Annotated in this window: 24 protein-coding genes and 1 pseudogene; 8 read left to right on the top strand and 17 right to left on the bottom strand. The window is 57.6% G+C overall.

The window, feature by feature from the left end; all coding sequences use genetic code 11:
- Positions 1-45: 45 nt before the first annotated feature.
- The 3 genes from kdgD to JTP94_RS14445 form a co-directional block, all read right to left on the bottom strand.
- Positions 46-948 carry a 5-dehydro-4-deoxyglucarate dehydratase gene (kdgD, locus tag JTP94_RS14435; protein ID WP_204851182.1) on the bottom strand — a complete coding sequence of 301 codons (903 nt, stop codon included), beginning with the start codon at positions 946-948 and terminating at the stop codon, positions 46-48.
- A 38-nt stretch (positions 949-986) separates the two neighbouring features.
- On the bottom strand, positions 987-1,961 hold the full coding sequence (locus tag JTP94_RS14440) for a mannonate dehydratase (RefSeq protein ID WP_204851183.1): 975 nt from the start codon (positions 1,959-1,961) through the stop codon (positions 987-989).
- Positions 1,962-2,025: 64 nt separating this feature from the next.
- Complete coding sequence (locus JTP94_RS14445) at positions 2,026-2,739, bottom strand: FadR/GntR family transcriptional regulator (RefSeq protein ID WP_204851184.1); 714 nt, start codon at positions 2,737-2,739, stop codon at positions 2,026-2,028.
- Between the two features lie 248 nt (positions 2,740-2,987).
- On the opposite strand from JTP94_RS14445, the gene JTP94_RS14450 reads away from it, so the two are divergent.
- From JTP94_RS14450 to dhaL (JTP94_RS14485), 8 genes are all read left to right on the top strand, one after another.
- Positions 2,988-4,466, top strand: coding sequence for a sugar ABC transporter ATP-binding protein (locus JTP94_RS14450; RefSeq protein ID WP_204851185.1), 1,479 nt, complete (start codon positions 2,988-2,990; stop codon positions 4,464-4,466).
- Between the two features lie 54 nt (positions 4,467-4,520).
- Positions 4,521-5,525 carry an ABC transporter permease gene (locus JTP94_RS14455; RefSeq protein ID WP_204851186.1) on the top strand — a complete coding sequence of 335 codons (1,005 nt, stop codon included), beginning with the start codon at positions 4,521-4,523 and terminating at the stop codon, positions 5,523-5,525.
- A gap of 85 nt (positions 5,526-5,610) precedes the next feature.
- The gene (locus JTP94_RS14460; RefSeq protein ID WP_204851187.1) at positions 5,611-6,600 is read left to right on the top strand and encodes a substrate-binding domain-containing protein; all 990 of its coding nucleotides are present in this window, start codon (positions 5,611-5,613) and stop codon (positions 6,598-6,600) included.
- Positions 6,601-6,661: 61 nt separating this feature from the next.
- Entirely contained in the window at positions 6,662-7,435 is a 774-nt protein-coding gene (locus JTP94_RS14465; RefSeq protein ID WP_204851188.1) for an SDR family oxidoreductase, read from the top strand.
- Positions 7,436-7,468: 33 nt separating this feature from the next.
- Positions 7,469-8,461, top strand: coding sequence for a dihydroxyacetone kinase subunit DhaK (locus JTP94_RS14470; protein WP_204851189.1), 993 nt, complete (start codon positions 7,469-7,471; stop codon positions 8,459-8,461).
- A gap of 13 nt (positions 8,462-8,474) precedes the next feature.
- Complete coding sequence (gene dhaL / locus JTP94_RS14475) at positions 8,475-9,116, top strand: dihydroxyacetone kinase subunit DhaL (protein ID WP_204851190.1); 642 nt, start codon at positions 8,475-8,477, stop codon at positions 9,114-9,116.
- A 140-nt stretch (positions 9,117-9,256) separates the two neighbouring features.
- Entirely contained in the window at positions 9,257-11,353 is a 2,097-nt protein-coding gene (locus tag JTP94_RS14480) for a bifunctional sugar-binding transcriptional regulator/dihydroxyacetone kinase subunit DhaK (protein WP_246754972.1), read from the top strand.
- A 55-nt stretch (positions 11,354-11,408) separates the two neighbouring features.
- The gene (dhaL, locus tag JTP94_RS14485; RefSeq protein WP_204851191.1) at positions 11,409-12,065 is read left to right on the top strand and encodes a dihydroxyacetone kinase subunit DhaL; all 657 of its coding nucleotides are present in this window, start codon (positions 11,409-11,411) and stop codon (positions 12,063-12,065) included.
- Positions 12,066-12,294: 229 nt separating this feature from the next.
- Here the strand turns inward: dhaL (JTP94_RS14485) and JTP94_RS14495 are convergent.
- The 14 genes and pseudogenes from JTP94_RS14495 to JTP94_RS14560 all read right to left on the bottom strand — a co-directional run bounded on the left by JTP94_RS14495 (position 12,295) and on the right by JTP94_RS14560 (position 24,818).
- A pseudogene (locus JTP94_RS14495) lies at positions 12,295-12,875 on the bottom strand (type VI immunity family protein).
- Positions 12,876-13,274: 399 nt separating this feature from the next.
- Positions 13,275-14,315, bottom strand: coding sequence for a type VI immunity family protein (locus JTP94_RS14500; RefSeq protein WP_204851194.1), 1,041 nt, complete (start codon positions 14,313-14,315; stop codon positions 13,275-13,277).
- The gene (locus JTP94_RS14505) at positions 14,294-15,316 is read right to left on the bottom strand and encodes a type VI immunity family protein (protein WP_204851195.1); all 1,023 of its coding nucleotides are present in this window, start codon (positions 15,314-15,316) and stop codon (positions 14,294-14,296) included. Before JTP94_RS14505 ends, JTP94_RS14500 begins: the two co-directional genes overlap by 22 nt.
- Before the next feature lie 36 nt (positions 15,317-15,352).
- Complete coding sequence (locus tag JTP94_RS14510; protein ID WP_204851196.1) at positions 15,353-16,342, bottom strand: DUF4150 domain-containing protein; 990 nt, start codon at positions 16,340-16,342, stop codon at positions 15,353-15,355.
- Positions 16,342-17,397: a hypothetical protein gene (locus tag JTP94_RS14515; RefSeq protein ID WP_204851197.1), complete on the bottom strand. Its 1,056-nt coding sequence runs from the start codon at positions 17,395-17,397 to the stop codon at positions 16,342-16,344. Before JTP94_RS14515 ends, JTP94_RS14510 begins: the two co-directional genes overlap by 1 nt.
- On the bottom strand, positions 17,394-18,410 hold the full coding sequence (locus JTP94_RS14520) for a DUF2169 domain-containing protein (protein WP_204851198.1): 1,017 nt from the start codon (positions 18,408-18,410) through the stop codon (positions 17,394-17,396). The genes JTP94_RS14515 and JTP94_RS14520 overlap by 4 nt, the downstream gene beginning before the upstream one ends.
- Positions 18,411-18,419: 9 nt before the next feature.
- Complete coding sequence (locus JTP94_RS14525; RefSeq protein WP_034511304.1) at positions 18,420-18,671, bottom strand: hypothetical protein; 252 nt, start codon at positions 18,669-18,671, stop codon at positions 18,420-18,422.
- A gap of 284 nt (positions 18,672-18,955) precedes the next feature.
- Entirely contained in the window at positions 18,956-19,423 is a 468-nt protein-coding gene (locus JTP94_RS14530; protein WP_204851199.1) for a hypothetical protein, read from the bottom strand.
- A 4-nt stretch (positions 19,424-19,427) separates the two neighbouring features.
- The gene (locus tag JTP94_RS14535) at positions 19,428-19,820 is read right to left on the bottom strand and encodes a hypothetical protein (protein ID WP_204851200.1); all 393 of its coding nucleotides are present in this window, start codon (positions 19,818-19,820) and stop codon (positions 19,428-19,430) included.
- A gap of 3 nt (positions 19,821-19,823) precedes the next feature.
- A complete protein-coding gene (locus tag JTP94_RS14540) occupies positions 19,824-21,113 on the bottom strand; it encodes a DNA/RNA non-specific endonuclease (RefSeq protein WP_204851201.1) in 1,290 nt (429 codons plus the stop codon).
- Between the two features lies 1 nt (position 21,114).
- Entirely contained in the window at positions 21,115-21,504 is a 390-nt protein-coding gene (locus JTP94_RS14545; protein WP_204851202.1) for a hypothetical protein, read from the bottom strand.
- A 7-nt stretch (positions 21,505-21,511) separates the two neighbouring features.
- On the bottom strand, positions 21,512-23,668 hold the full coding sequence (gene tssI, locus JTP94_RS14550; RefSeq protein WP_204851203.1) for a type VI secretion system tip protein TssI/VgrG: 2,157 nt from the start codon (positions 23,666-23,668) through the stop codon (positions 21,512-21,514).
- A gap of 7 nt (positions 23,669-23,675) precedes the next feature.
- Positions 23,676-24,224, bottom strand: a complete 549-nt coding sequence (locus tag JTP94_RS14555) for a hypothetical protein (RefSeq protein ID WP_092574930.1) — start codon at positions 24,222-24,224, stop codon at positions 23,676-23,678.
- 117 nt (positions 24,225-24,341) lie between these two features.
- A complete protein-coding gene (locus JTP94_RS14560; protein WP_034511314.1) occupies positions 24,342-24,818 on the bottom strand; it encodes an Hcp family type VI secretion system effector in 477 nt (158 codons plus the stop codon).
- Positions 24,819-24,878: the final 60 nt, after the last annotated feature.

Below are 24,878 nucleotides of genomic sequence, written 5' to 3' on the forward strand. Positions count from 1 at the left end.
GACAACCGGCCTGGCTTGACGATCATACAGGCCTTCTAGCAAATATTATCCGGCTGCGGCGACGATCTTTTCCAGCACGGCCATTTCTTCCGCCGTCAGATCGGTCAAAGGCGGTCTCACCGGACCCGGATCCTTGCCGAGCACGCGCAGGCCCGCCTTGATGATCGATACTGCATAACCTTTCTTGCGATTGCGCAGGGTAACCAACGGGAAGAAGAAGCCTTTGAGGATATTGTCCACCGTTGCCTGGTCGCCGGCGCGCAGCGCTGCATAGAAGCGCTGCGCCAAGGCGGGCACGAAATTGAAGACGGCGGAGGAATAGGTCGTCACTCCGGCGCCGAAATAGGCCTGGGCATAGACTTCGTGGGTCGGCATGCCCCCGACATAGACCAGGCGGTCCTTGAGCGTCGTGGTGATTTCGATAACCTTGTCGACATCGCCGACACCGTCCTTGAAACCGATAAGGTTCGGACAATCATCGGCAAGCCGCTTCAGGCTCTCGGCGGTAAGCACGGCATTGTCGCGATTGTAGACGATGACGCCGATGCCGACGGCCTGGCAGACGGCCCGCACATGGGCGATCAGACCTGCCTGCTCTGCAAACATCAGATAGGGCGGTAGCAGCAGCAGGCCGTCCGCGCCGGCTTTTTCCGCGGCCATGGCAATTTCAACGGCAAGCGACGTTCCGTAGCCCGTTCCCGAAATGATCGGCGTGTTGCCTGCCGCGGCCTTGGCGGCACGAATGACCTGCGGGATCTCGGTGGGATTGAGGGAGAAGAACTCGCCGGTGCCGCCGGCTGCAAAAAGTGCCGCTGCATCGTAGCCTGCCAGCCACTCGACGTGACTGCGATATTTGGCTTCGTCGAACGTCAGGTCCTGATCAAAATGCGTGACGGGGAACGACAGAAGACCGCTGCCAACTGCTCTTTTCAGTTCATTCGGGTTCATCGTGAAATCCTTTTGTCGATCGATGGAGCAATGATGCTTCAGGCGTGTTCGAGCGCGTGGACGAGAGCGGCGATGTAGCCGTAGCAGAAGGCGAAGGCGACGCCGGTCGGATCGCGTCCGCTGATCGTCGGCACGTGGTCGGGCATCAGCATGTATTGATAGCCGACCTCCTTGTAGATCCGGGCCGAGCGGACCATGTCCATGTCGCCCTCGTCCGGGAAGGTCTCCATGAAGGACAGCTTGCCGCCCCTGATGTTGCGGAAGTGGACGTTGAAGATCTTGCGCCGCGTGCCGAACCAACGGATGATGTCGTCAATCTCCCCGCGCGGATTGTCGAGCATCTCGCCGATCGAGCCCTGGCAGAAGTTCAGCCCGTGATACGGGCTTTCGTGCATCAGCACGAATTTCTTCAGGCCCTCCACCGTGCCGAGGACGCGCGTGACGCCGCGATAACCTGGCGGCGTATAGGGATCATGCGGATGGCAGGCGAGACGGACGCGATTGCTTGCCGCCACCGGAACCACACGTTCCAGGAAATAGTCGATCCGCTCCCAGTTCTCGTCTTCCGATAGTACACCCGCCAGGCCGGGGGCTGCCTGGTGGTCCGCCTTGTCCCAGCGGAAGCTCGCATTCCTTGAGCCGCCTCGCCCCGGCTCCTCCGGGGTGCGCGGGATACCGATGAGATTGAGATTGTATTTCACCGATGAGATGCCGGCGACGGCAACGTCCTCGATCAGCTTGCAGACCGCGTCGATCTGCCGGTCGCGATCAGGTCCGGCAAGCAGGATATCGGGATAGGAAGCCTTCTCGATCGGCTGGGACGGCAGAGGCAGCTGGATCATGTCCAGGATCAGCCCGAAGCTTTCGACCTTATCACGGTGACGTTCGAGATCGGACAGCGTCCAGCTCTCAGGTCTTCCCGGCGGATCCGCACAGATATGCTTCAGCCCCAATTGTCCGAAAACCCGGTAGTCGTCGTCGTCCCGTGCCTCGACCTGCGTCCCTGCATACACCTGCGGCATCTCCCGTGAGATTCATGTCATATGACATAATATGACTTGTCTGGCGAGTCGAGCCCTATTGCTGCTGCTCTGCAAGGAAGCGATAGCGTCGCTGGCTCTCCCTCAAATGGCCACGCATCGCCTGGCGCGCTCGATCCGGATCCTGATCTGCGATCGCTGCCAGGATTTCGACATGCTCCGCATGAACCTTTTCCAGATAAGCGCGATCACTCGCCTCCGGCAATGTCGGAAACTGCCCGCGCGGAATGGTGCGCGCACCGAAATGCCTGAGCACATCCACGTAGAATCGATTGTTGGTGGCGGTGGCGATAGCCATATGGAATTCGTAGTCAGCCTCGACGGTCGGGAGCCCCTGCTCTATCAGGACAGCCATTCTTCGATTGGCCGCGGCAATAGCCGCTTCCTGTTCGGCGGTCCGGCGATAGGCTGCAATGGCGGCCGCCTCACCCTCCGTGGCCATGCGAAACTCCAGCAATTCCAGCGTTTCCGGGATGCTTCTGATCTCCACAGGCGTCAGCGTCAGTCCTGCGCGCGCCGCCATTTCGGCAACGAACACACCCTTGCCCTGGATCGGCTTGACGAACCCGGCAGAGCGCAGATCGGCAATCGCCTCACGCACGACAGTCCGGCTGACGCCGTATGTCGCCTCCAACTGCGGCTCCGTCGGAAGCTGATCGCCCGCCTGAAGCTTGCCCGTCTCGATCTGGGCGCGCAACTGGTCGATGACCTGTTGCGCCAGTCTTTGCCGGCCTCGGCCGATTACCGTCATTCCGTGGTCCCCAAATCTGTCGTGGCAAGTCGATCTGTTTCAACCATAGGCCGGATCAATCCTGAAATTCATATTATGACATGTGGATACCATAGTGAAGCAGGTATCCGCGAAAGCGTTTTCCTGAATTCCAAATCACTATATTGACATTTGTCGAAAGCATACCGAATATTGTCAACATTGGTGCTCGGCGGTGGCAATCAGTGTTAGCCGACCTTTGATCCGGCATCGGGAGTGCGGAGGAGAAATTGGATTTTCTGCTTGAAGTGGAAGGACTGAAGAAGTCCTTTGGCGGCGTGGCCGCATTGCGCGACGGGCGGTTTCAGCTGCGTCCCGGCTCTGTCCACGCATTGTGCGGCGGCAACGGCGCGGGCAAGTCGACCTTTCTCAAGATTCTGATGGGCATCCACAAGCGCGATGCGGGCTCAATCCGCCGCCGCGGCAAGGAAGTCGACTACGCAAGCCCCGCCGAAGCTCTCGCCGCCGGTATCGCCATCATCGAACAGGAGCTCAGCCCGATCCCGCATATGACGGTGGCCGAGAACATCTATCTCGGCCGCGAACCCTCGGCCCGTTTCGGCGGCATCGATTTCAAATCGATGAATCGCAATGCGCAGGCTCTGCTTGACCGCCTGCAGTTCAATATCCGCGCCACGCAATTCATGATGAATCTCTCGGTCGCCCAGGTTCAATTGGTCGAGATCGCCAAGGCGCTCAGCCATGATGCCGAAGTGATCTTCATGGACGAGCCCACCTCGGCCATCGGCGAGAAGGAAGCGCAGCAGCTGTTCTCGACCATCGAGCGGCTGAAGGCCGAGGGCAAAGGCATCGTCTATGTCTCGCACCGGCTCTCGGAAATCTTTCAGATCGCGGATTCCTATACGGCCTTCCGCGATGGCTCCTATGTCGGCAGCGGCGCACTGGCCGATATCGACAGGCCCGGCCTCATCCGCATGATCGTCGGCCGCGAACTCGGCGAAGAATACGTCAAGACCAATGTGCCGACGGGTACGCCCGGACTGGAAGTCTCGGGCCTGAGGGCCGAAGGCAAAGTAGACGACATCTCCTTTACCGCCCACAAGGGCGAGATCTTCGGCATTTACGGCCTAATGGGGTCAGGCCGCACCGAGATCTTCAACTGTATCTTCGGCCTCGATACGGCAAGCGGTGGCGAGCTCAAGCTCGGCGGACAACCGATTGTCGTGCGCAAGCCGGCGGAAGCCATGCGGCACGGCATCGCTTTCGTCACCGAAGACCGTAAGTTGACAGGGCTCAATCTCACCGACAGCGTGCGCAACAACATCTGCCTGGCAAGCCTGCCGGAAATGAGCCCACGCTTTGCGATGGATCGCCAAGCCGAAGCAACCGCCAGCCTCGACATGATCAGGCGTTTCGGCATCAAGGCCGCGCGCGACAGCATGCCGGTATCGGGTCTCTCTGGCGGCAACCAGCAGAAGGTCGTGCTTGGTAAATGGTTTCTGCGCAAGCCGAAAGTGCTGCTTCTGGATGAGCCGACACGCGGCGTCGATGTCGGCGCCAAGCGCGAGATCTATCGCATCATCTGCGACTTCGCCGCCGGAGGCGGCACGGTCATCATGATCTCATCGGAAATAGACGAGGTTCTCGGCATGTCCGATCGCATCCTGGTGATGCGTCAAGGACGTTCTGCGGGAATTCTCAAGAGGGAGGATGCCGACGCGCAATCGCTCGTGCACCTGTCGACCTGAACGCGACAGACGACGAAGCCCAAAAACAGCGCCCGGCAACAAGAGGTATTTGCAATGTCCGCCACTGAAAACAATCAGTCCAATTCCTGGTTCGGCTCCGACCGGCGCCGCTTGATCATACAGGAATATGGGATCTTCCTCGCCTTCCTGCTGCTCGCTGCCATTCTCTCGGTCTCGAACGAGTATTTCCTGACGCCCGGCAACATCTCGAATGTCCTGCTGCAGACGTCGATCAACGGCGTGCTGGCGATCGGCATGACATTTGTCATCCTCACACGCGGCATCGACCTATCTGTCGGCTCCGTCGTTGCGCTTACCGGCATCGTCAGCGCAAGTTTCGCGACGACCTCGGCGACGGCCGGCATCGTCGGTGCGCCCTATCCGCCTTATGTGGCGCTCGCAGTCGGACTGCTGGTCGGTGTTGCGTGCGGCGCCTTGGTCGGGGCCATCGTTTCGCGCTTCGCAGTTCCCGCCTTCGTTGCAACGCTCGGCATGCTCTCGGCAGCGCGCGGCCTCACGCTGATCTATGGCGGCGGCAAACCGGTTCCGGCGCTGACGCCCGACTTCCGCTGGATCGGCACCGGCAGCGTCTTGTCCATTCCGATGCCCGTCATCCTGCTTGCCATCGTCTTTGGCGTCGCTTGGTGGGTTCTCAATCGCACCCGCTTCGGCCGCTATATCTATGCCGTGGGCGGCAATCCGCACGCCGCCACCACGTCAGGCATCAATGTCAGCAAGCTGCGCTTCCTCGTCTACGTCATTTCCGGTGGCCTTTCCGGACTGGCGGGCATGCTGCTTGCCGCGCGTACCGGCTCGGCCCTGCCCCAGGCTGGGATTGCCTACGAACTCGATGCGATTGCCGCTGTTGTCATCGGCGGAACCAGCCTCTCCGGCGGCGTCGGGCGCATCACCGGCACCCTTATCGGCGCCTTGATCATCGGCGTCATGAACAACGGCCTCGATCTGATGGGGATCCAATCCTACTACCAGCAGGTCCTCAAGGGCGCCCTCATCGTCGGCGCCGTAATGCTCGACCAAAAGCGAAATCTGGGCGGCTAAGCCCGAAGACATCCAGGTGCTGCGCACTCGGAAACCAAACGGCGCGTCACAACGGCCGCCGGACTTTCAACGGAGGAGAATTAAAATGAAGAAATTACTGATTGCTCTTGCAGCGGCCACCGCACTTCTGGCCTCGCCGGCCCTCGCCCAAGACAAGAAGCTGAAGATCGGCGCGGCGCCCTACGGCCTGAATGCGGAATTCATGCAGATCTGGTCGGCAGCACTGAAGGAACACCCTGCCGTCAAGAACGGCGATGTTGATCTCACCATCTTCGACGGCCGTTACGACGCGCTCGTTCAGCAGGAGCAGGTCAACACGATGATCACCCAGAAGTTCGATGCGATCATCTTCGTGCCGATCGATATCGAAGCCGCGGCGACCGCCGTGCAGGCCGCTCACGATGCCGGCATCCCGGTCGTCGGCTCCAATACCCGCGTGAACTCCGATCTCCTGTCATCCTACGTCGGCTCCGACGATACGGTCTCCGGCTACATGGAAGCCAAGACCGTACTCGACAAGATCGGCTGCAAGGGCAATGTCGTCATCCTCGAAGGCCCGATCGGCCAGTCGGCGCAGATCTCTCGCCTCGAGGGCAACAAGAAGGCTCTTGCCGAATGCCCGAACGTCAAGGTGCTGGAAGACCAGACCGCCAACTGGTCGCGTGCCGAAGCCCAGACGCTGATGGAAAACTGGCTGACATCGCATCCGGGCCAGATCAACGGCGTCATCGGCCAGAATGATGAGATGGCGCTCGGCGCAATCGAGGCGATCAAGGCCGCGAAGCTCAACGTCAAGGACTTCGCCATTGCCGGCATAGACGGCATCACCGATGCGCTCCACGCCGTCAAGCAGGGCACCATGACCTCCATCCTGCAGGATGCCAGCGCGCAGGCACAGGGCGCACTCGATCTTGCGATCTTCGCCGCCAAGAAGGGTAACTACAAGCCGGAATCCAAGATCTGGTCGCAGTATCCAGCCATGCCCTTCAACGATGGCAAGGACAAGAACTACAATGTTCCCTGGACGCCGGTGACGGCTGATAACGTCGACAAGCTGCTCGAAACCCGCAAGTAAGATCAATGCAGGTGGGGCGAGGACCTCGCCCCACTTCATCACAGCTAGAGGCTTGAACAAGATGACCGAGACATCCCCAGACATTGATTTGAACTTCCCACTGTCAGGCAAGATCGCCCTTGTCACGGGCGGCGGATCCGGCATCGGCGCCGCGGTCGCGACGGCATTTGCATCCAAGGGCGCAAAGGTCGCCGTTCTCGATATCAATGTCGACATGGCGAAGGCAAAGGCTGCCGAAATCGGCGGCGGTGCCGCACCATTTGCCTGCGATGTCTCCGATCCCGCTTCGGTCAACAAGGCCGTCAGCGATGTGGTCTCGCATTTCGGCGGCATCGACATCGCCGTTAACAGCGCCGGCGTCGTTTTTCTCGCGCCTGCTGAAGACTTACCGCTAGACTATTGGGATAAAACGATAAACATCAATCTCAAAGGCACCTTTCTGGTAACACAAGCCGTTGGGCGCACCATGATCGCGGCCGGCAAGGGCGGCAAGATCGTCAACCTCGCTTCGCAGGCGGGCACCGTCGCCATCGAAGAACACGTCGCTTACTGCGCCTCTAAGTTCGGCGTCATCGGCATGTCCAAGACCTTTGCAGCCGAATGGGGCAAGCACGGCATCTGCGTCAACACCATTTCCCCGACCATCGTTCTGACAGAGCTCGGCAAGAAGGCCTGGGCCGGCGAGAAGGGCGAGGCAGCGAAGAAGCGCATTCCCACCGGTCGTTTCGCGTATCCGCAGGAGATTGCAGCCGCGGCTGTTTTCCTCTCTTCGGCCGGTGCGGACATGATCAACGGCGCCGATCTTCTGATCGATGGCGGCTACACAATTCTTTGAGCCCAAGCGCTCGACAATACGACAGGAGAGACCATGCAGCGGTTCATCAACAACCCCGATGAAGTCGTTGAAGACACTGTAAAAGGCTTCATCAAGGCGCATTCGGATATTGTTCGTCTGGCCGGAAACCCACGCGTCGTCATCGCCAAGGATGCGCCTCATGCCGGAAAGGTCGGGGTGGTCACCGGCGGCGGCTCGGGGCATGAACCGGCCTTCATCGGCTATACGGGCAAGAACATGCTGGATGCGGTCGCCGTCGGCGAACTCTTTTCCTCACCGACGGCCAAGAGTTTCCACGATGCCATTCGCGAAGCCAATGGCGGCCGCGGCGTGATCTGCCTTTACGGCAACTATGCTGGCGACAACATGAACGTGAAGATGGCGATCAAACTCGCCGCCAAGGACGATATCGAAGTCGCAACCGTGGTCGCAAATGACGATGTCTGCTCCGCACCGCCGGAGGAGCGCGAGAAGCGTCGCGGCGTGGCCGGCGAGATCTTCATGTGGAAGATCGGCGGCGCCAAGGCTGCGACAGGCGCAAGCCTCGAAGAAGTACGCGTCGCCGCTCAGAAGGCGATCGACAGCTGCCGTTCGGTCGGCATCGGACTTGGTCCCTGCACCCTGCCCGCTGTTGGTCACCCGAATTTCCAGATCGAGCCCGGCACGATGGAAGTCGGCATCGGCCACCATGGCGAACCTGGCGTTCGCGTGGAGCCCCTGAAGACAGCAGCCGAAATCGCAGACGTCATGTGCCAGATCGTTCTCGACGATCACAATCTGGTTGCCGGCACGGAAGTCGCCGTCCTCGTATCCGGCCTCGGTGCTACACCGGTCAACGAGCTGTACATCCTGAACGACACGATCGCGGCGAAGATCTCCGAACGCGGTCTGAAAATCTACAAGACCTATGTCGGCAACTATTTCACCTCGCTTGAAATGGTCGGCGCGACGCTGACCGTGATGGCGCTCGACCCGGAGCTGAAAGAGCTTCTGGATGTCGAAGTCCAATGCACGACGCTGCTCTGAGGGGGACGCAACCATGCAGACATTCAACAATGCAACGGCGGGTGACATCGTGCTCGCTATGGCTGACCGCATCGTCGAAAACCGCGCCTATCTCAGCGAAATCGACGGCAAGATCGGCGATGGCGATCACGGCGTGAACATGGCCAAGGGTTTCGGCATGGCGTCGGAGCGCCTGAAGGGCAAAAACCTCTCGCTCGCCGCTTCGCTCGACACGCTGGGTACGATCCTGATGACGGAGATCGGCGGCTCGATGGGCCCGCTCTATGGCGTCATGTTCACCGAGTTCGCCGAGAAACTGGAAGGTGTCGACGCTATCGACAGCGCCACCTATAGCCGGATGCTGCATGCCGGTCTCGAAGGCATCCAGTCGATCGGCTCGGCCAAGGTCGGCGACAAGACGCTGCTCGATACGCTGGTTCCGGCGACCGAGGCTTTCGACACCTCGAATGCATCAGGCAAATCCTTTGCCGAGGCGTTGGATGCATTGGTGGCCGCAGCCGAGGTTGGCCGAGACTCCACAATCAATCTGGTCGCCAAGATCGGCCGCGCCAGCCGGCTAGGCGAACGTTCGCTCGGCGTGCTGGATGCGGGCGCGACGTCCTGTGCCATCATCCTGAAGGAGCTTTCCTTGGGCGCCCAAGCGAGGCTGCAATAGACAGGGACATCTCATCTCCCAAGGCTGCGCGATCCCGTGACCCTGCACGGGGTCGCGCGCCGCCCTTCCCGCGAAGAAGCGATTGCAAAGATGCGCCATTGCTTTCATCTTCGCGCGGAACAAGGGAACCGTGAATCATCATGACAGGCAAGGCATCTTCGGTCAGCAAAACGGGTGGAAGCAAGGCGGGCGTGCCGGACGCGCTCGACGCCATGCCGCTACGCTATGGCGATGATCCTTATGTATGGGCCTGCTGGCTCTATTATGAAGACGGCAAGACCCAGGGCGATATTGCCGAGATTATGGGCATTTCCCGCGCGACCGTGAACAGCTACCTGGCCGACGCGCGCAGCCGCGGCATCGTCAATATCTCGCTCGAGCCCTCGCGCCTGAGCTCGCTCTCCATCGCGCAGGAGCTCAAACGCCATTTCGGGCTGCACGACTGTCTCGTGGTGCCGAGCGACGATGGAACACGCCCGTTGATCGACCGCCTTGGAACAGCAGGCGCGCAGGCGATCGCCAAACTGCTGAAATCCGGCGATACACTCGCCGTCGCCTGGGGTCGCACGGTTCTGGCGATCGCCGAACATTCCAATGTTCCGAACCTGCAGGATGTCACGATCGTTCAGGCGACCGGCGGCACGCGGGCACGCTTCGCCTATACGCCGGAGCTCTGTGCGGCCGCCTTCGCCAATGCCGTTGGCGGCAGGGTGATCAATATCACCGCTCCGGCCATCGTCTCGACGGCCGAGGTTCGCGGTATCCTGCTGCGCGAGCCGCTGATCGAAGATCAGTTTTCGATCCTTTCCAAAGCCAACAAGGCCCTCTTCGGCATATCCTCGTTGCGGCCGAATTCGACGATCCACACGAGCGGCTTCTTCGAATCCGTCTCGCTTCAGGATTATCTGGCCAAGAATGCCGTCGGCGTCGTCGCCGGTCGCTTCATTGATCCGAAAGGCCTGCCGGTCGCCGGTCCGCTCGATGACAGAACCATCGGCATATCCCTCGATATGCTGAAGTCGATCGGCTTGCGTATCGGAGTCGCCGGCGGCTTCGATAAGGTGCCTGCCATTCTTGCGGCATTGCGCGGCGGCTATATCAATGTGCTGATCACCGACGCGGCCACCGGTCGAGGCATTCTGAATGCGGATGGGGTGACGGGGTTCGACCCGAAGGCAACCCAGCGCCCGAAAGCGGATAACAGCGTCGCACTGCCCAGCAGCTATCGCACGCATATCAAGAAGTTCCTGAACAATCCCGATGATGTCGTCGACGAAATGCTGGATGGTGTCGTCAAGGCGCATGCGTCCTATCTCGCGCCGATCAAGGGATCGAACCGGGCGCTGGTCGCGCGCAACGGCCCCCGGCCAGAAAAGGTCGGCCTCGTCATCGGCGGCGGCACGGGCCACGAACCCGGCTTTCTCGGCTATGTCGGCAAGGGCCTCGCCGACGCTGTCGCCATCGGGAATATCTTCTCGTCGCCCCCGCCGACGCCGATCCTCGAATGCGCCAAGGCGGCTTCCGGCGGAAAAGGCGTGCTCTTCGTCTACGGCAATTATGCCGGCGACGTCATGAACTTCGAGATGGCTGCGGAAATGGCGCAGGAACAGCAGATTGACGTTCGGACCGTATTGACCACTGACGACATCGCATCGTCCCCCATTGAGGACAGGGAAGGTCGCCGCGGCGTTGCGGGCAATTTTTTCATTTTTAAGATTGCAGGTGCGGCCTGCGACAGGGGCCTCTCGCTCGATGTCTGCGAGGCCATAACGCGCAAGGCCAATAACCGGACCTTCACAATGGGTGTTGCGCTGGAGCCCTGTTCGCTGCCGCAGACGCGGCGTCACAATTTCGAGATCGGACCAGACGATATCGAGTTCGGCATGGGCATCCACGGCGAACGCGGCGTTACCCGCGAGAAAATGATGACCGCAGACGAGATTACAGACCGTGTCATGGACCGGATTTTCTCCGAAATGAAGCCTGCTTCGGGCGACCGGGTCGCGGTGCTGATCAACTCCTTCGGTGCGACGCCGCTGATGGAGCTCTACATCCTGTTCCGGCGCGTCGAGCAACGGCTGAGCGCCAAGGACATCAAGATCGAGGCGAATTGGGTGGGACACTACTGCACGTCGCTCGACATGGTCGGCGCATCCATATCCATTTTGCATCTCGATCAGGAGCTGACGGAATTGCTGTACCACCCATGCGATACCTTCGCTCTGAGGGTCGGATGATCGTATAAGAATGTGCCCGGCAAGCCTCAGGGCCTGCTGGATCGGGAGGAAGACGATGTCAGAAAAAGCGGCGCGATGCCTGTGCGGCATGTTTCAGCGCATATCGATCGCGATCAATGCCGGGAAGGACCACCTCTCGGAACTGGACGGAGCGATCGGTGACGCGGACCACGGGATCACCATGTCCCTCGGCTTCATGGCCGTGAATGCCGAACTGACAAAACTTGATCTTGCGCAGACGCTGCCCTCGGAGATCTTCGCCGTGGCGGCGTCAGCTTTTCTGGATGCCGTCGGCGCATCGACCGGACCGCTTTACGCGACAGGTTTCCGCAGGGCTTCGCAAGCGCTGAAATCGGATGAATCGCTCTCGCCGGCCTGCCAGGCGATGATCGTCGACGAAATGAGGGCCGGCATTCAACAGCGCGGCAAGGGCCGACGTGGCGACAAGACGATGCTCGACGCCTGGATCCCCGCCGCCGAAGCCGCCGTCAATGCAAGCGCTCGCTCGCTTGATGTTGCTGGCATGTGGAACGGCATCCTGGAAGCGGCCGAAGCGGGCGCGAACTCGACAAGCTCCATGGTCGCGGCCCGTGGACGGGCGGCTCGGCTGGGCGAGCGATCTTTGGGACATATCGATCCGGGGGCAGCATCAGCCGTAATCATCCTGCGTGCGATGCGGGATACGTTTGTGGAGGGCAAAGGGAGCGGTTGAGCCTCAATCGAGGCTTTCAAATCGCTGCCAACTCGTTTGATGACCTCATCCAGAAAACGTCGACGCTTCTGCCATCGTTCGACAGAATTTAAAAGGCCTAGGCCTATTCAACGAGCGGATGCTGATGGCCGCAGGCAATAAGACTTCTGCCCCAAGCTTAGTCGCGCCATGGAGATGACGGTGGCATTCCGTTGATGCATGCGCGTTCTCTCGGCGAAGCACACAGCAATCAATCGAAACGTCTGACCCATTTTATTGTCTCTTCAAGAGCGTCAAGAGGCTGCGGCGCATCGATCAATAGTCGCTGATGATCGTCGAAACGGATCGGTTTCAGCACTTGGGCAACACGCTGATATGCCTCCGGAATCATCCCACGGCGATTTCGCCCAACTGCGGCCTCTCGCCGGCCTGAATGACGATACCGCCATCATCGGGATATAGGGGGCACGAAGCGCCCAGATCTTCGGCAAGTTTGGACTGGCCACCGAGGTCGCTCAACAAGCCGTCGTCAATGAATGTCAACCAGTTGACGGTGCGTATCGCCCGTTTGCGCAGACGATTCATCCGCACATACCAGCGTGACTGTTCCGGCAAGTCCAAGCCAGGAAACCGTTTGGCAATGGGGAATGCCAGGAGACGGTCGGCAAGTCCCTGGCGGCCTTCATTGAACAAGATCGAAAGGCCAGCCGTGCCATAAGCAGGCTTTATCTTCCCGCACCAACCGAGAATAAGGAATCGATAGCGATCATAGCCGACAGTCTCGGGCCAACTGGCCGGCAAATAGATCCCGATGCGGGAAAACTCCCGCATCTCCGTCTGCCCGATTGCTTCGGCATAATAGATCGTCGGATCATCCAAGTCGCCACCGTCGGGATAACCGAACAACGAAGCATCGAAACCGTCATCATTCTTGACATTATCAGGCGTACGCGCTCGTTCCCGGATATAACTGTCATAGTCGATATCACTCAAAGCATGCAGCCGGCGGCCGTCATGTGGTATGTAGTGCGTCACCTTGTCGGCAAAATTTGCTTATATTCCAGCAGGACGTCCGCCATTCGCTCACGAATCTCGATACTCGTAGCATTCTGCAAGGCAAAATCGATATAGTGACCAAAGCGCAATATGGGAATACCGCGCTCGGACGCCATCCCTATCGCGTCGAGAAAACTCCAGTCGCGTGCATCTGCCGAAATACTGCAATCTCCACTAATCAAATCGCCTTACCCAGCTCAGGGTTTCTTCGATTGGGTCGAGAGGGGCCGGAAGTGGAAAGAGGCCTCGGCGATAGGCTTCGAAACGAACTGGGTGGAGCGCCTGAGCGACGCGCCGATAGTCATCAAGGACCAATCCGCGATTGACGTCTCCAAGTTGGGGCTCTTCACCTGCTTGGATAACGATACCACCTCGGAACGGATATATAGGACATGTGGAGCCCAATTGTTCCTGCAACATAACTGTGTCGCCAAGCTTCTCGACAAGGTTATCGCCAAGCAATGTAAGCCAGTTAATCGACTTGATCGACAGCCCATCGCCAAGATCAGATTCGACTTCAAAATGTCCAGGATCAGAAAAATCGAGGCCGGGAAATCGCTTTAAGGCAGGAAGGATAGTGGTGTCAGCTGCATTTCCGCCTGAAAAGATCCCATGTTCGAACAAAAGACTGTAGCCGGCACCTCCATGCAGCGTCTCGACCATTGCCCCCCAGCGTTTCGTCATATCGAGAAGGATACTGTAACCGCGTTCAGCAACAAATGCCGCCGGGAAATAAGCGCATATGTATGACCTGCCGAGCGGCCTTAGGGGATCAGGCCCAACAGCCGAAAACGAAATACTCAGCGGCGTCGGCTCATCAATAATTCGTTTACCGGGATATCCGAACACCATTGTATCCATAGGCTCGCTCGACGGCAGGCTCTTTGCCTTGTCTTCGTAGTAATCGATATATGCCTCGCCCTGGACCTTTGTTAAACAATTGGCGTCGACTTTGACGAAATGCGATAGTCGATCAGGGAACAATGCATGGTATTCCCGCAGCATGGAGCAAAGAGCCAGCCGCGTTTCGACCGTCTCGCCTTTCAAGAGGTAAAGCTCCAAGGCGAATCCAACCCTCGTCTCCACAAAGCCGTTGCGCGCAAACACGATATTGTCGATCTCTGCGGCGGCGGATGCAGTTAAAGTCATCGCTGTGATCCTGACATTTCGGAGGCTTGCGCCAAAATGCGGCATCAATCGAAACGCCTTAACCATGCCAGGGTCTCGTCTTTGTCATCCAATGGCGGAGAGAGGCCTTCAAAGATTCCGCGCCGACCGAAATCCTCGAATCGGAGAGGCTTTAAAACTTCTGCGACGCTGCGATAGGCGTCCAGAATCTCCCCACGGTTGATATCACCGATTTTTGGTTCCGGTCCCGCCTGAACAATGACACCGCCATCATAGGAATGAACGGAACACGCGGCATTCAGTGCATCACGGGTCTTATCTATGCCACCGATCATTTCGAGCCGCTCGTCATCAATCAGAGTTAACCAATTAATCGACCGTATAACGGGCGTCGTCGCAGCTTCGCTTCTAACACGCCATAGGCTCAGGTCTGGATAGTCAAAGCCCGCGAACCGCTTCAGGAATGGAACCGCAAGGTCAACGAATGGACCTCGTCCGCCCCCTTCTTCCATGACAAGGCCTAGACCGAAGGTACCGTGAATGGGCTGCCCGATCGCCGCCCAGCGGCTCAAAACGGTTAGCAGCTTGGAATAGTCGCCTTGGGGCCAGTCAGCCGGGAAATAGGCTTCCAATCGCCCTAATGCGTTATTCTTGTTTCCCAATCGTTTTTCCGCGATCGCTGGCCGAGCCACCACACCGATATGATAGGGCGTGGGCTCATCTCTATCGACAGCCTTGGCAAAACCATAAAGTTCCGCATCAAATCCTTCCACCCGCTCTTCAGGTGGTATGCTTCGCATGTGATCAGTGAAATAACCGATATAGTCGAAGCCCTTCGTGGGCTTCAGGCGGTTGCCATCGTAAGGCATGTAGTGGGTGATCTTATCGGAAAAGATTCTGCCGTAGTCTTCGATTAGACGTATGAGTTGCATACGGACATCGTTGTCATAAGCATGACTGAAATATAGCTTCAGGACGAAGCCGAATTGAAGTGCCGGATTGCCGCGCTTGTCAGCAATCGTTAGTTTCGTCAGATCGGATATGGTCCGAAATTCCGACAGGATTTTATTGTAATCAATTTCTGTCACTCTTCACTCCACCTGCGAGTAAGGACCATATCGAGCTCACAACGCCCCGAGCGCACCGAGCGATAATCCGCCAGTCTCCGGAGCAAGCAAAATGGCGCCTACGGCCACGGCACCTACACCAACCGGAACGAGCCATCCCGCGTTACGGCTGAACCAACTCTCGTTATTCGATGGCTCGGATTCCCGTTCCGCCTGTGGGGCTGGTTGAGTAACCGGCGATTTGTTGCCATCGTCATCATCGCATTTACAGTCTTTTTTGAAGTTGATGTCGTTGCGATCTTGGTCGGTATCCTGCCCGATTTCATCGTAGACGTCATTTTGATCGCCACGATATCGATCCTTCGGCAATTTGTTTTCGCCAAAACTATTGTTGTCGTGATCGGTGTAGTCAGGCATTCTCGTGCCCTTGGGTCCACCTCTCAGTTGGTTTCCACCGTCATCCAGACGATATGTCCACTTCCCATCCTCGCCAATTTCATAGGCGCCGCCGGGTGTTACGTTACGTCCTGCCTGACCGGCCCAATCTGCTATCTTGCCGTCGATGCAACGCTGGCTGAAGGTTTTTGCAGCTTTGCATTCACATGCAAATTCACATATCTTTTCCAATATCTCGCGCTGAGGCCCTTTAACGTCACCTGTATAGTAGCCGCCCGCAGAGATCGTATTACCCTTGTTCAGCAACATACGATCTGTCAGGCGCGTGACATTGCGGCCTTCCATGAACACGTTCGGCGACCACGAAAGAAAAGTGGCGCGATCTTTGTTCACACCGGAGATGACGCCACCACCGACACCGGGCTCATCGCCAAACGAACGATAGAATTCGGAGCCCTTAATCCCATTCATCGCTCCACCATGCGAAAAAACGGTCGTCGTGCCCTTGGCAAGGTCTCGTGCGTAGGCGGTGTTGGTATAGGGGATAGGCTTGTCGGGGCTTTTGCAGACATCCGGCATCGTCGATCTCACCCAGCCATCAGAATGCTTGTGGCAGAGCGTCAATCCATTGATAGCAATGGTTTCCTGCATCAGCTTCGATCCTTCTTCCGATAGCTTTCGATCACCGCCACACAACGCGGGCCGTCCGGGTGAGACGTCGATACGATGGATTTCACAGGCGTGCCGTCATCCGACTGACTGCTTTCTTGCCCGTCCCCTGCGTTTATTTCGGGAAGCTTGGAGGCAAGCGCGAAACTTGCGAGCACCATACCGTTCGCGGCGCCGCAATCTCCGGTATGGCCGAGCGGCGTCTCGAAATCTTGAAGAAGTGGCTCGGGGATAAGAGCGCCGGACAAGGCAAATCCCAGATCCTCTGATCGCCACCGTTCCCCATTAAGATCAGTGAGGAACCGGTTTGGAGCAAAGGCCTCGAACGCTTGGCGTAAAGGCTTTGCAAGCCCTCTTCCAATGACACCCTGCGGCGCCGAAGGCTTTTCCGTCTCAAAGCCGGTAAATAGGGACTTCAGGGCGCCGATGGGCTGGCTTGCACCACCGGCATCTCCAATAGAGATCAATGCTGCTGCCTCGCCAGGAACCAGGCCATGCGGTGTCTGCCGCCCATAGATGCGGCCGCTCATGGCGAGCAGATCTAAAAGCTCAGCATCCATAAAGCTATCGATCGCTCCGACAACAAGGCCGGGGAATTGTCCTCCCGAGATCTCATTCGCACCCCGGACAATTTCGTAGAGAGCGAGCGTGTCTCCATCCGCCAACATGTCGACATTGGAAAATAGACCGGGATAGGTATCGTATATCCAGACCCGCAACCTCTTCCCGATGTCATGGTTCATAAGCCAGCGGGGGACGACAAGACGCAATGGGACAGGCTTCGACGTACCGATTGCTGCCAGATCGTCGGCGGCGCCGCCGAATAACTTTTGCAGCCGCAACTCAAAGTTACGCATGCTTGCGAATGGAATGACGCAGGAAAGCGTCATTGGCGCACCATCCACACCGATAGGGCCCTGCCGCGATTTCACAAAATTGCGTTCATTGGCGAAGTACGCCTCGGATGCCTGAGCAAAACCATTGCCCAACGGGCAATGCAAGCCGACAGCGACAATCTCGACCGCGGGATTGCTCAACGCACGACCCCCGCCATCTGTCTGATATGCACACGGCAGCCTGAAATGGACATATCCCCCGCCGGACATGGGATGGCCGTGTTCCAAACCATTTCCACTGTCTTCCGCGACCCATTCAATAATACGGACACCAGCCTCGGACGGCTCTCCGTCTTTTCGCCACCGGTCCAGGTGGTGCATTCCATAATGATTTGCGGCAGACGGAATGGGTAGTCGCCACCCTCATGAAGTCCGATAACCCGCCCTGTCTCACCGCCCTTCAAATCGAATATCTGGTCCTCTGGCGCGGCCTGGAAGAAGCGATCCGAAAAATCCTGCGGCAAAAGGGGAGCTTCGTATTTTCTCCAATCCTCATCGTAGGTGCCGGCGTGTTCCGCGCGAGGCGCCCACGATGGTTGAATGGCGCCAAATCCATATGGGGTTGGCAAAGCACCTTCATCGATCAACGCCTTCGGGTTCTCAACTAGCGGCAGGCTGATCTCCGTTGCATCCGGCAATGTCCGCCATTCCGAGGTCCAACCCATGCCGATAGGATTGACGTCATTTGCCGGGCTATCCGCGTTCATGAAGTCTGCTCCTCCCAGACTATTGCGCCAGGAGAGGCGGGACTCGCGATAGGATTCATAGCCCTCAAGCTGTAGTCTACCGGATTTCTTACGAAGCCGGCGTGGGCCAAAGACCAACGCGCGCTTGGTATAAGTCCCCAGGTCAAAGCCTGCTTCCATCTGGTTGACGGCGCGGCCGTCCAGGGCCGTTACATTCCCTGCAAGCAAGAAATCAACTTTAGGCCGAAATGGCGAGATATCGGCCTCCGCCGCCAGTTCCAAATTTTCATCATCCGCGTAATCAGGCGTGATACGGATCTCACCCTGATCGTCGGCGACAGCGTTAAGACCGCCTTCCTGTATGTCGAAGCGAGCGCGAACCGCCACAACCCAGTTCTCCATCCCTCGACGATCGCGTACGAAATAACCCAATGCCGCGAATGGAGTCCGGTTATCAACCTGCCACACGGGAGCACCTCAATTCAGGTCAATCGTCGCGGCATCGAGCGATATATGACGTTCGGCAGATTGGGCGATCGACACGCCCTGCACCGTGATGCGACCATCCTGTCGAAGTGTGAGCGATGACTTTCCGTTGCGGATGGTCATCGTTCCCGAGTCTGGATCGATCTCCAGCATCTCTGCGAGCTTACGCAACTTCGACCACGTGCCCCCTTCATCAAGCGGTATGGCTTCAACGAAAAGAGCTTTCTTTGGGATATCATTCATGATTTTGGACCCGAATGGTTTCTCTTTGGAATGCGGATTACAGGGATTGCTGTCATGACGTTGATTGCTTCGCTCGCAAGCTCGACAAATCAGCAATAGAAGGCGTGTTGGGGTAAAGCTTCCGAAACCTTGCTTCCGCCCCGTCGAGAGTCTCATTTTTTGGCCAGGAGGGCGGCGAATTGAGGCTGGCCGACACGACCATCCGATTTCCGCCAACGGGAAGACTGATGTTTGCGGCCCTCAAACCTATACTCGGATAGCGCATAATCCACGTGGCCCTCCTTTCAGGCGGAAGTATTCCCACCGAAATTATCGAAATCAGGCCGAAGCTCCTTTATCATGGTTCGTGCCGTCCCTGGCGTGATGGACCAGCGTTCCGGAGTATCGGTTTCCGAAACAAGGCGCGCACGCTGGCTCCTTCTGTCATACTGTAGAAGTACCCGACACAAGGCCTGAGGAATCCCCCGATTAGAATCGTCAAGAAACGCAATCACAGCTGGCTTCACATCCTTTATAGAGCAACTAAAAGCCCACCATGGGCCATCCGCGCCATAGGCATAGCCACTGTTGCCGAAATTCCGCCCACCATCAGAAATCGAAAATACGACGGCTATAGTCTGCCAACGCTCATCCGTAAGTACATCCGCAGCAAGGACTGACCGCACTACAGCTGTTAGATGCTCACGCCGTCGCTGCCGCTCATCGGCAAGCGAAACAATCGTTCCACCATTTCTGTAGAGGCTGTCCGACAATGCCCTATTCTCCGAGGTTAGGGCGAAGTTGCGCGATTATGGCATCGACGTTCTTCGGTGTTACCTGCCAACGTCCGAGGTTTTCATACTCAAAGTCAGCGTTAACCTTGCGGCTCACACGATTGAATTGGAATAGAATCTTTCGAAAGCCTTTGTCTCCGTCTTGACGAAGCCATTCTCGATATGCGGCTACTGGCTGCTCGATCTCGCGCAATTTTGGCGCAACAGCGGTATAATTTCCCTTCTCATCGTAAGCATAGCCGAATATCTCGCTTGCTTCGCCGCTCTCATCAACTGTAACCACAATTGAGATCTCGACCCACTCGACACCCTGCATTTTGCCCGAGTTCACAATCGCCCGTGCAATGTCGCCCATGAGTTCCATGTTTTCCGACATTTATTACTCCATGTCCCGAAATCGAATTCTGTTGAAGCTTTGGCCCGCCTCATTTTTGAAGCGTTTCTCGTTACTATATTTAACCGCGCCCGTTTTGGGATCGCGAATGGTGTACTCAACATCAAAGCTGCTTGGACGCACCGATCCAGGCGGATTGACGTCAATGTTATAATTGACTTCGTAGCCCTTGTTTACCCAGTCGGCCCACTCATTCTCCATCGTTTTCCATGCGCCGGTGTTAAGATTGCCAGCTTGAGGAGCGATACCATAATCTGGCGTATCGCCCATAAATCTGTGCGCAACGAGGTGACCGCCCTGATCACCCGGATCGCCTAGCTTACCGATGGCCGTAGCATTGTCACCTCTGGTCGTGCCTCCAAAGTCCTCGCGCAGAGTGCCTTTCGCATTGATCGGCCTACCAGTTTCCGGATCGTAAGTGATTTCGTTTTCATTTCTGCCGCGGGTAAGCTTGCCTGATTTTGGCTTGCCAGCCGCGTCACCATTCTTCGGCTCATTTTCGGGGGACGGATTATGATTTGGGTCCTCTGTCTTTACCCCTGGATGATGATCTTCAGGCTTTCCAAACTCACGCTCGAGTTGATCTACAGCAAACTCACGCTCCACTTTGCCACCGGACGCATGCGTGAATTCGACGACGACCTTCGAGGCTTTACCCGCCTCTTCTCCAGCTTTCACCACGCGGACGAAAACCTTGAGCGATTTCAACATCGCCTTGGCGGCAGCGCTTATTCCCTCGCCGAGCGCAAGATCGCCCACCAAAAAGACACCGTCTACCGTCAGCGTGGCAATGCCATAAAGCCAGCCGCATTGTGTAAACCGCTTTTTGATGGCATTCCATGTTTCACTGAAATAGCCAGCTATCGCGTCGGCGGCTTTACTATATTCGGATTGGCTCAGAAGCTGCATATTCATGCCATCCTTGGCATATTTTTCAGCTTTGTCTTTGTCACCTAACCCAAACCAGCTGAGAATCTGCTCCGTTGCGGATAACTGGAAATTGCTCTGGGCCATTTCGGAATAACCATAGCCCGACATGAGATGGCCAAAACCGCCTTCAGAAATGCCGGCCATCAATTGCTTGCGGGCTTCCGCGTCGGTCGCAAGCACATAGACCATCTTGGCTATGGCGACGTATTCATAAAATTTCTCGCCGGTGTAGGCGACAATCGAGCACGCATTGTCGGCATGGGTTCCTTTTGTGATATCCGCGCCCGCGCCTGGGTTGTTTCCCGCGTTGGTTAAATTGTTCGCAGCGCCGGTACCGGGACCCATCTCATGCACCGTCTATTTTTGATGCTTCAAAAGCGGTGACGTGCCATTGTTGAAAGAATTTCTTCATCTCAATCGGCAGGAGTTCGCTCCACGAAAACGCGAGGCTTGGCGCCCCAGCGTCCATTGACCCAAGCGTCATACCGCCGACTGCTTGCGCAGCGGCAAGCGCTATGGCTTTCATCTGCACATTGGCCTCCGGGCCTGATATCGTTTGCTGGACCAATGACTGGAAAAGATCCATCCGCTGGGCGACGGGGATATCAATTTCGGATGTATCTTTCGCGGGTGTGATACCAAGCTCTTCCCAAAAGGCTTTTCGACGGTCATCGCGCTTTTGCTGATTGTCCGTTTCGTCGCCTTCCCAAGTGCCTGTGAGGAATTTCGTCGCCATCACATCCTCAATTCATGTCAATTTTTCCAGCAGTCACGGTAACGGACGTGTCCTGCTTGATGTTGAGCTTGACCCCTTCAAGGGTAATCGTCCCATCTCGTTCCATGACCAATCGAGATTTGCCGCAAATGATCTCGTATTTGTATCCAATCATCGACACTTTGGTCTGTCCCACTTCCTCCCAAGATCCCATCGCCACGCTCTCGTTCTTCACGCCGCCAACGGTCAGCTGATACCCACCGCCGACCGTGGTTGCCTTGGCAGCTCCGACGATTTCCGTAGACGATACCATCACCGTTTCGGCCTTGTTCTTGCCGACGCCGACGATCATGTTGCCCTCGCCCATGGTGGCTTGAGAGATAAAGCCGAGCATATCGGTGAAGCCGCCGAGCTTATCCGTCAGCACATTGCCTACCGTGTCGCGCAATATTCCCATCGCGGCCGTGACCCCCTTTTGCAAGATGTTCGGGCCGACCATCAGCGTCATGTTGCCGCCGATGACTTCGTGATGGTTATTGCCGACTTCGATGGACTTATTGTGCCCTATCGACTCCGCCTGGTTGTTGTCGATGCGTTTCGAATGGGAATTCTCCACATGCACGCGATGATCGCGCTGGGCGTGCATGTAGATCTCTTGGCGCCCGTTTTCGTCTTCAAACGTCAACTCGTTGAACCCGGTGCCCTTGTGCGTTTGTGTTCTGAAGATGGATTTTGTCTTATTCGCCGGCAGCGTATAGGGCACGCTATTGGCCGGGTTTGGTACCATACCGGTCACCAGCGGCCTGTCCGGATCGCCGTCGATGAAGGCGACCATGACTTCCATGCCGATGCGGGGGATGATCTGGCCGCCCCAGGTGCCGCCCGCCCAGTTCTGGGCAACACGCACCCAGCAGGTGTCCGAACCGTCCTTCTTTGCCTTTCGGTCCCAGGGGTACCAGAGCTTGATGCGGCCATATTGGTCCGGATGGATCTCCTCGCCGGCGGGACCGGCGACGATGGCCACCTGCGTGCCGCGGATGCGCGGCCGCTCGGTGTTGCGATGCGGCGTCATCGGCACGCGTGACGGCACCGCCTCAAACTCGTTGGTATATTCCGGCTGATCCATGTTGGTTTCGTACGAAGGATCGACGGCGACGTGGGTCGCGCGGATGATCACGTGCTCCTCGTAGACATGTTCGGGATGGGCAACCTCATAGGGTGTAAACCGCCGACCCGCCTCCAGTATCCGCGATGTCGAACGCCCGACGACGCGATTGTGGTCGGCCTCGCTCGCCTGCATGCGAAGCTTCTCTGCCCGCTCGGCTTCCGAGACAGAGGCAATACGGGCGGGATATTCGTAAAGCTCACGCTTCATCGCGCCCGGCATCTGCACCAGCGAAGGCGTCGTGGTGCCCGGCACGATCTGCGGGGTCTCGAAGTTCCAGTCGGCGCCGGCCCGTTGGCCGGGGATATAAGCGTAATGCCTCATCCATTCGTTGATATGGTTGCGGTCGGTCGAACCTTGCGCAAGACGCACCCTGCCCTCGCCTTGCGCGGAAGGTGACGGTCCGGCCCATGAATTCGCACCGTCGGAAACATGCAGCCGGTGGCTGCCATTCTCATGGGAGAACCAGTAGAACAGGCCGTCCTCTTCAAAACGGCGGGTCAGATAGTCCAGATCGGTCTCGTTCCATTGCACCGAATAATGCTGCGGTGGGGGTGTCGTGACCACACCGGAGACGTCGGGTGCCGGAATGCCGTGCTCGGAAAACAGCGTTTCGACAATGTCGATGCTGGTCTTGTCCATCCATATGCGGCAGTCCGAGCGCTGGGATAGCAGCCACATTTGCGGCTTCAGCACCATTGAATAGGAGCGCAGTCCGCGCGTGATCGGCGGTCCCTCCTGAAGAGCCGTCACCAGACCGTTGAAGGGACGGCGAACGCCGTCTCCGCCATCTTCGGACTGCTGGACCTCGATGGAAATGTCGACCAGGCGGCCGATCAAGTCCTCCGGCTGGATGACTTCCCGCTTGGCGCGCACGGAAAGCCGGATATCGAAAAGCGAGGATACGCCTTCCGTTATCGTCACCCGCTCCGGCAGGAGCTGGTCGGTACCTAGCGGCGAGACGACCCTGAGATTTCGGGTCGCCTGGATGAAATCATTGGCCGAAGGCTGGTCGTTCATCTGTGCGTCATCCTACCCGTGAGCTCGCTGCACCCGCCTTGCCGGCGCTACCGAGCACCTGCTTGCGGCCGCCGACGAGATAGGCCATCTGAAACAACGTGCCGTTCGGTAAGGTCTCGTGCATGCCGGGGCCGTAAAGCACTTCCGGCGTCAGGATCTTGCCGATTTCGGCGCGTGAAGCGACCGTGCCGAGCAGATAGGCGCCTCGTGCCATATACGCCCGGGTCTCACCGTCGGTGACGGAATAGTTGAACTGGGCAACGAACACGGAATGATGGTTGGTATCCATCTCCCGGATGATGTTGGCTTCGTTGTTGCGCAGCCATCGCTGCAGCCAATGCGTCAACGACATCTCATTGGCTTTTTCGGAAAACATCCGAAAGAGAGATGCTGCAGCACCCATGGCCTGGTTCCGGGCGGCGAATTCGCGCGGACCACTGGGATAGGAGAAGTAATCATAGGAAGGACCGCGGCCTGCGCGCCTCATTGGCGGAAGGTCGGTCTGCCTCACCGGCTCCATTTGCAGCGCCGGCGACGAAACGGAAAAATCTACCATGGCGACCTCGATGAAAAACGTTGTCAAAAACGTGCAAATCGCAGCCACGGCGGCGATTTAGCGTCGAACACTGCTCCGGCGCGTTTAATCGCAACGCGCCGGAAAACGGTGCTATCGTTAGGCGGCCTTGGTCGTTGCCAGGTCGTAGGAAGCGATCATCGGCGACTGCGGCGACTGCGAGTCGTCGTAAGGCGTGTACTTCACTTCCATCTTGGTGAAGTTGAGCTTGATCGTTTCGACCGGACGATCGCCATTGGAATCGACCGAATAGCTGGCGATCAGCGTGTTTGTGAGCGTGTATTCGATATAGGTATCACCCGGATTGCCTGTGGTTACCAGATGGATCACGGCTTGCTTGCCGGTGCGGCCCGAGCATGCTTCCTGGAACAGCTTGGTCGACGAGGAATCGCTGACCTTGGTCAGGATCACTTCCGAAACGGTGGGCTCGGAAGCTTCACGGTTCGCTGCCGAACCGGCCGACGTCTTCATGTTGCGCGAAACGTTCCAGTGGATGACTTCGATATCCATCCACTTCTTGTGCTGCTCGTGGGTGGCATCACCCTGAATTCCGTCGATTTGCAGATAAATCGGCATGCTCTCAGCTCTCCTGTTGGGATTGAATTCGCCTTGTCGCTGCAAGGCGGGTTACCTTTC

The sequence above is a fragment of the Martinezella lusitana genome (assembly GCF_016901135.1).
Taxonomy (GTDB): Bacteria; Pseudomonadota; Alphaproteobacteria; order Rhizobiales; family Rhizobiaceae; genus Rhizobium; species Rhizobium lusitanum_D.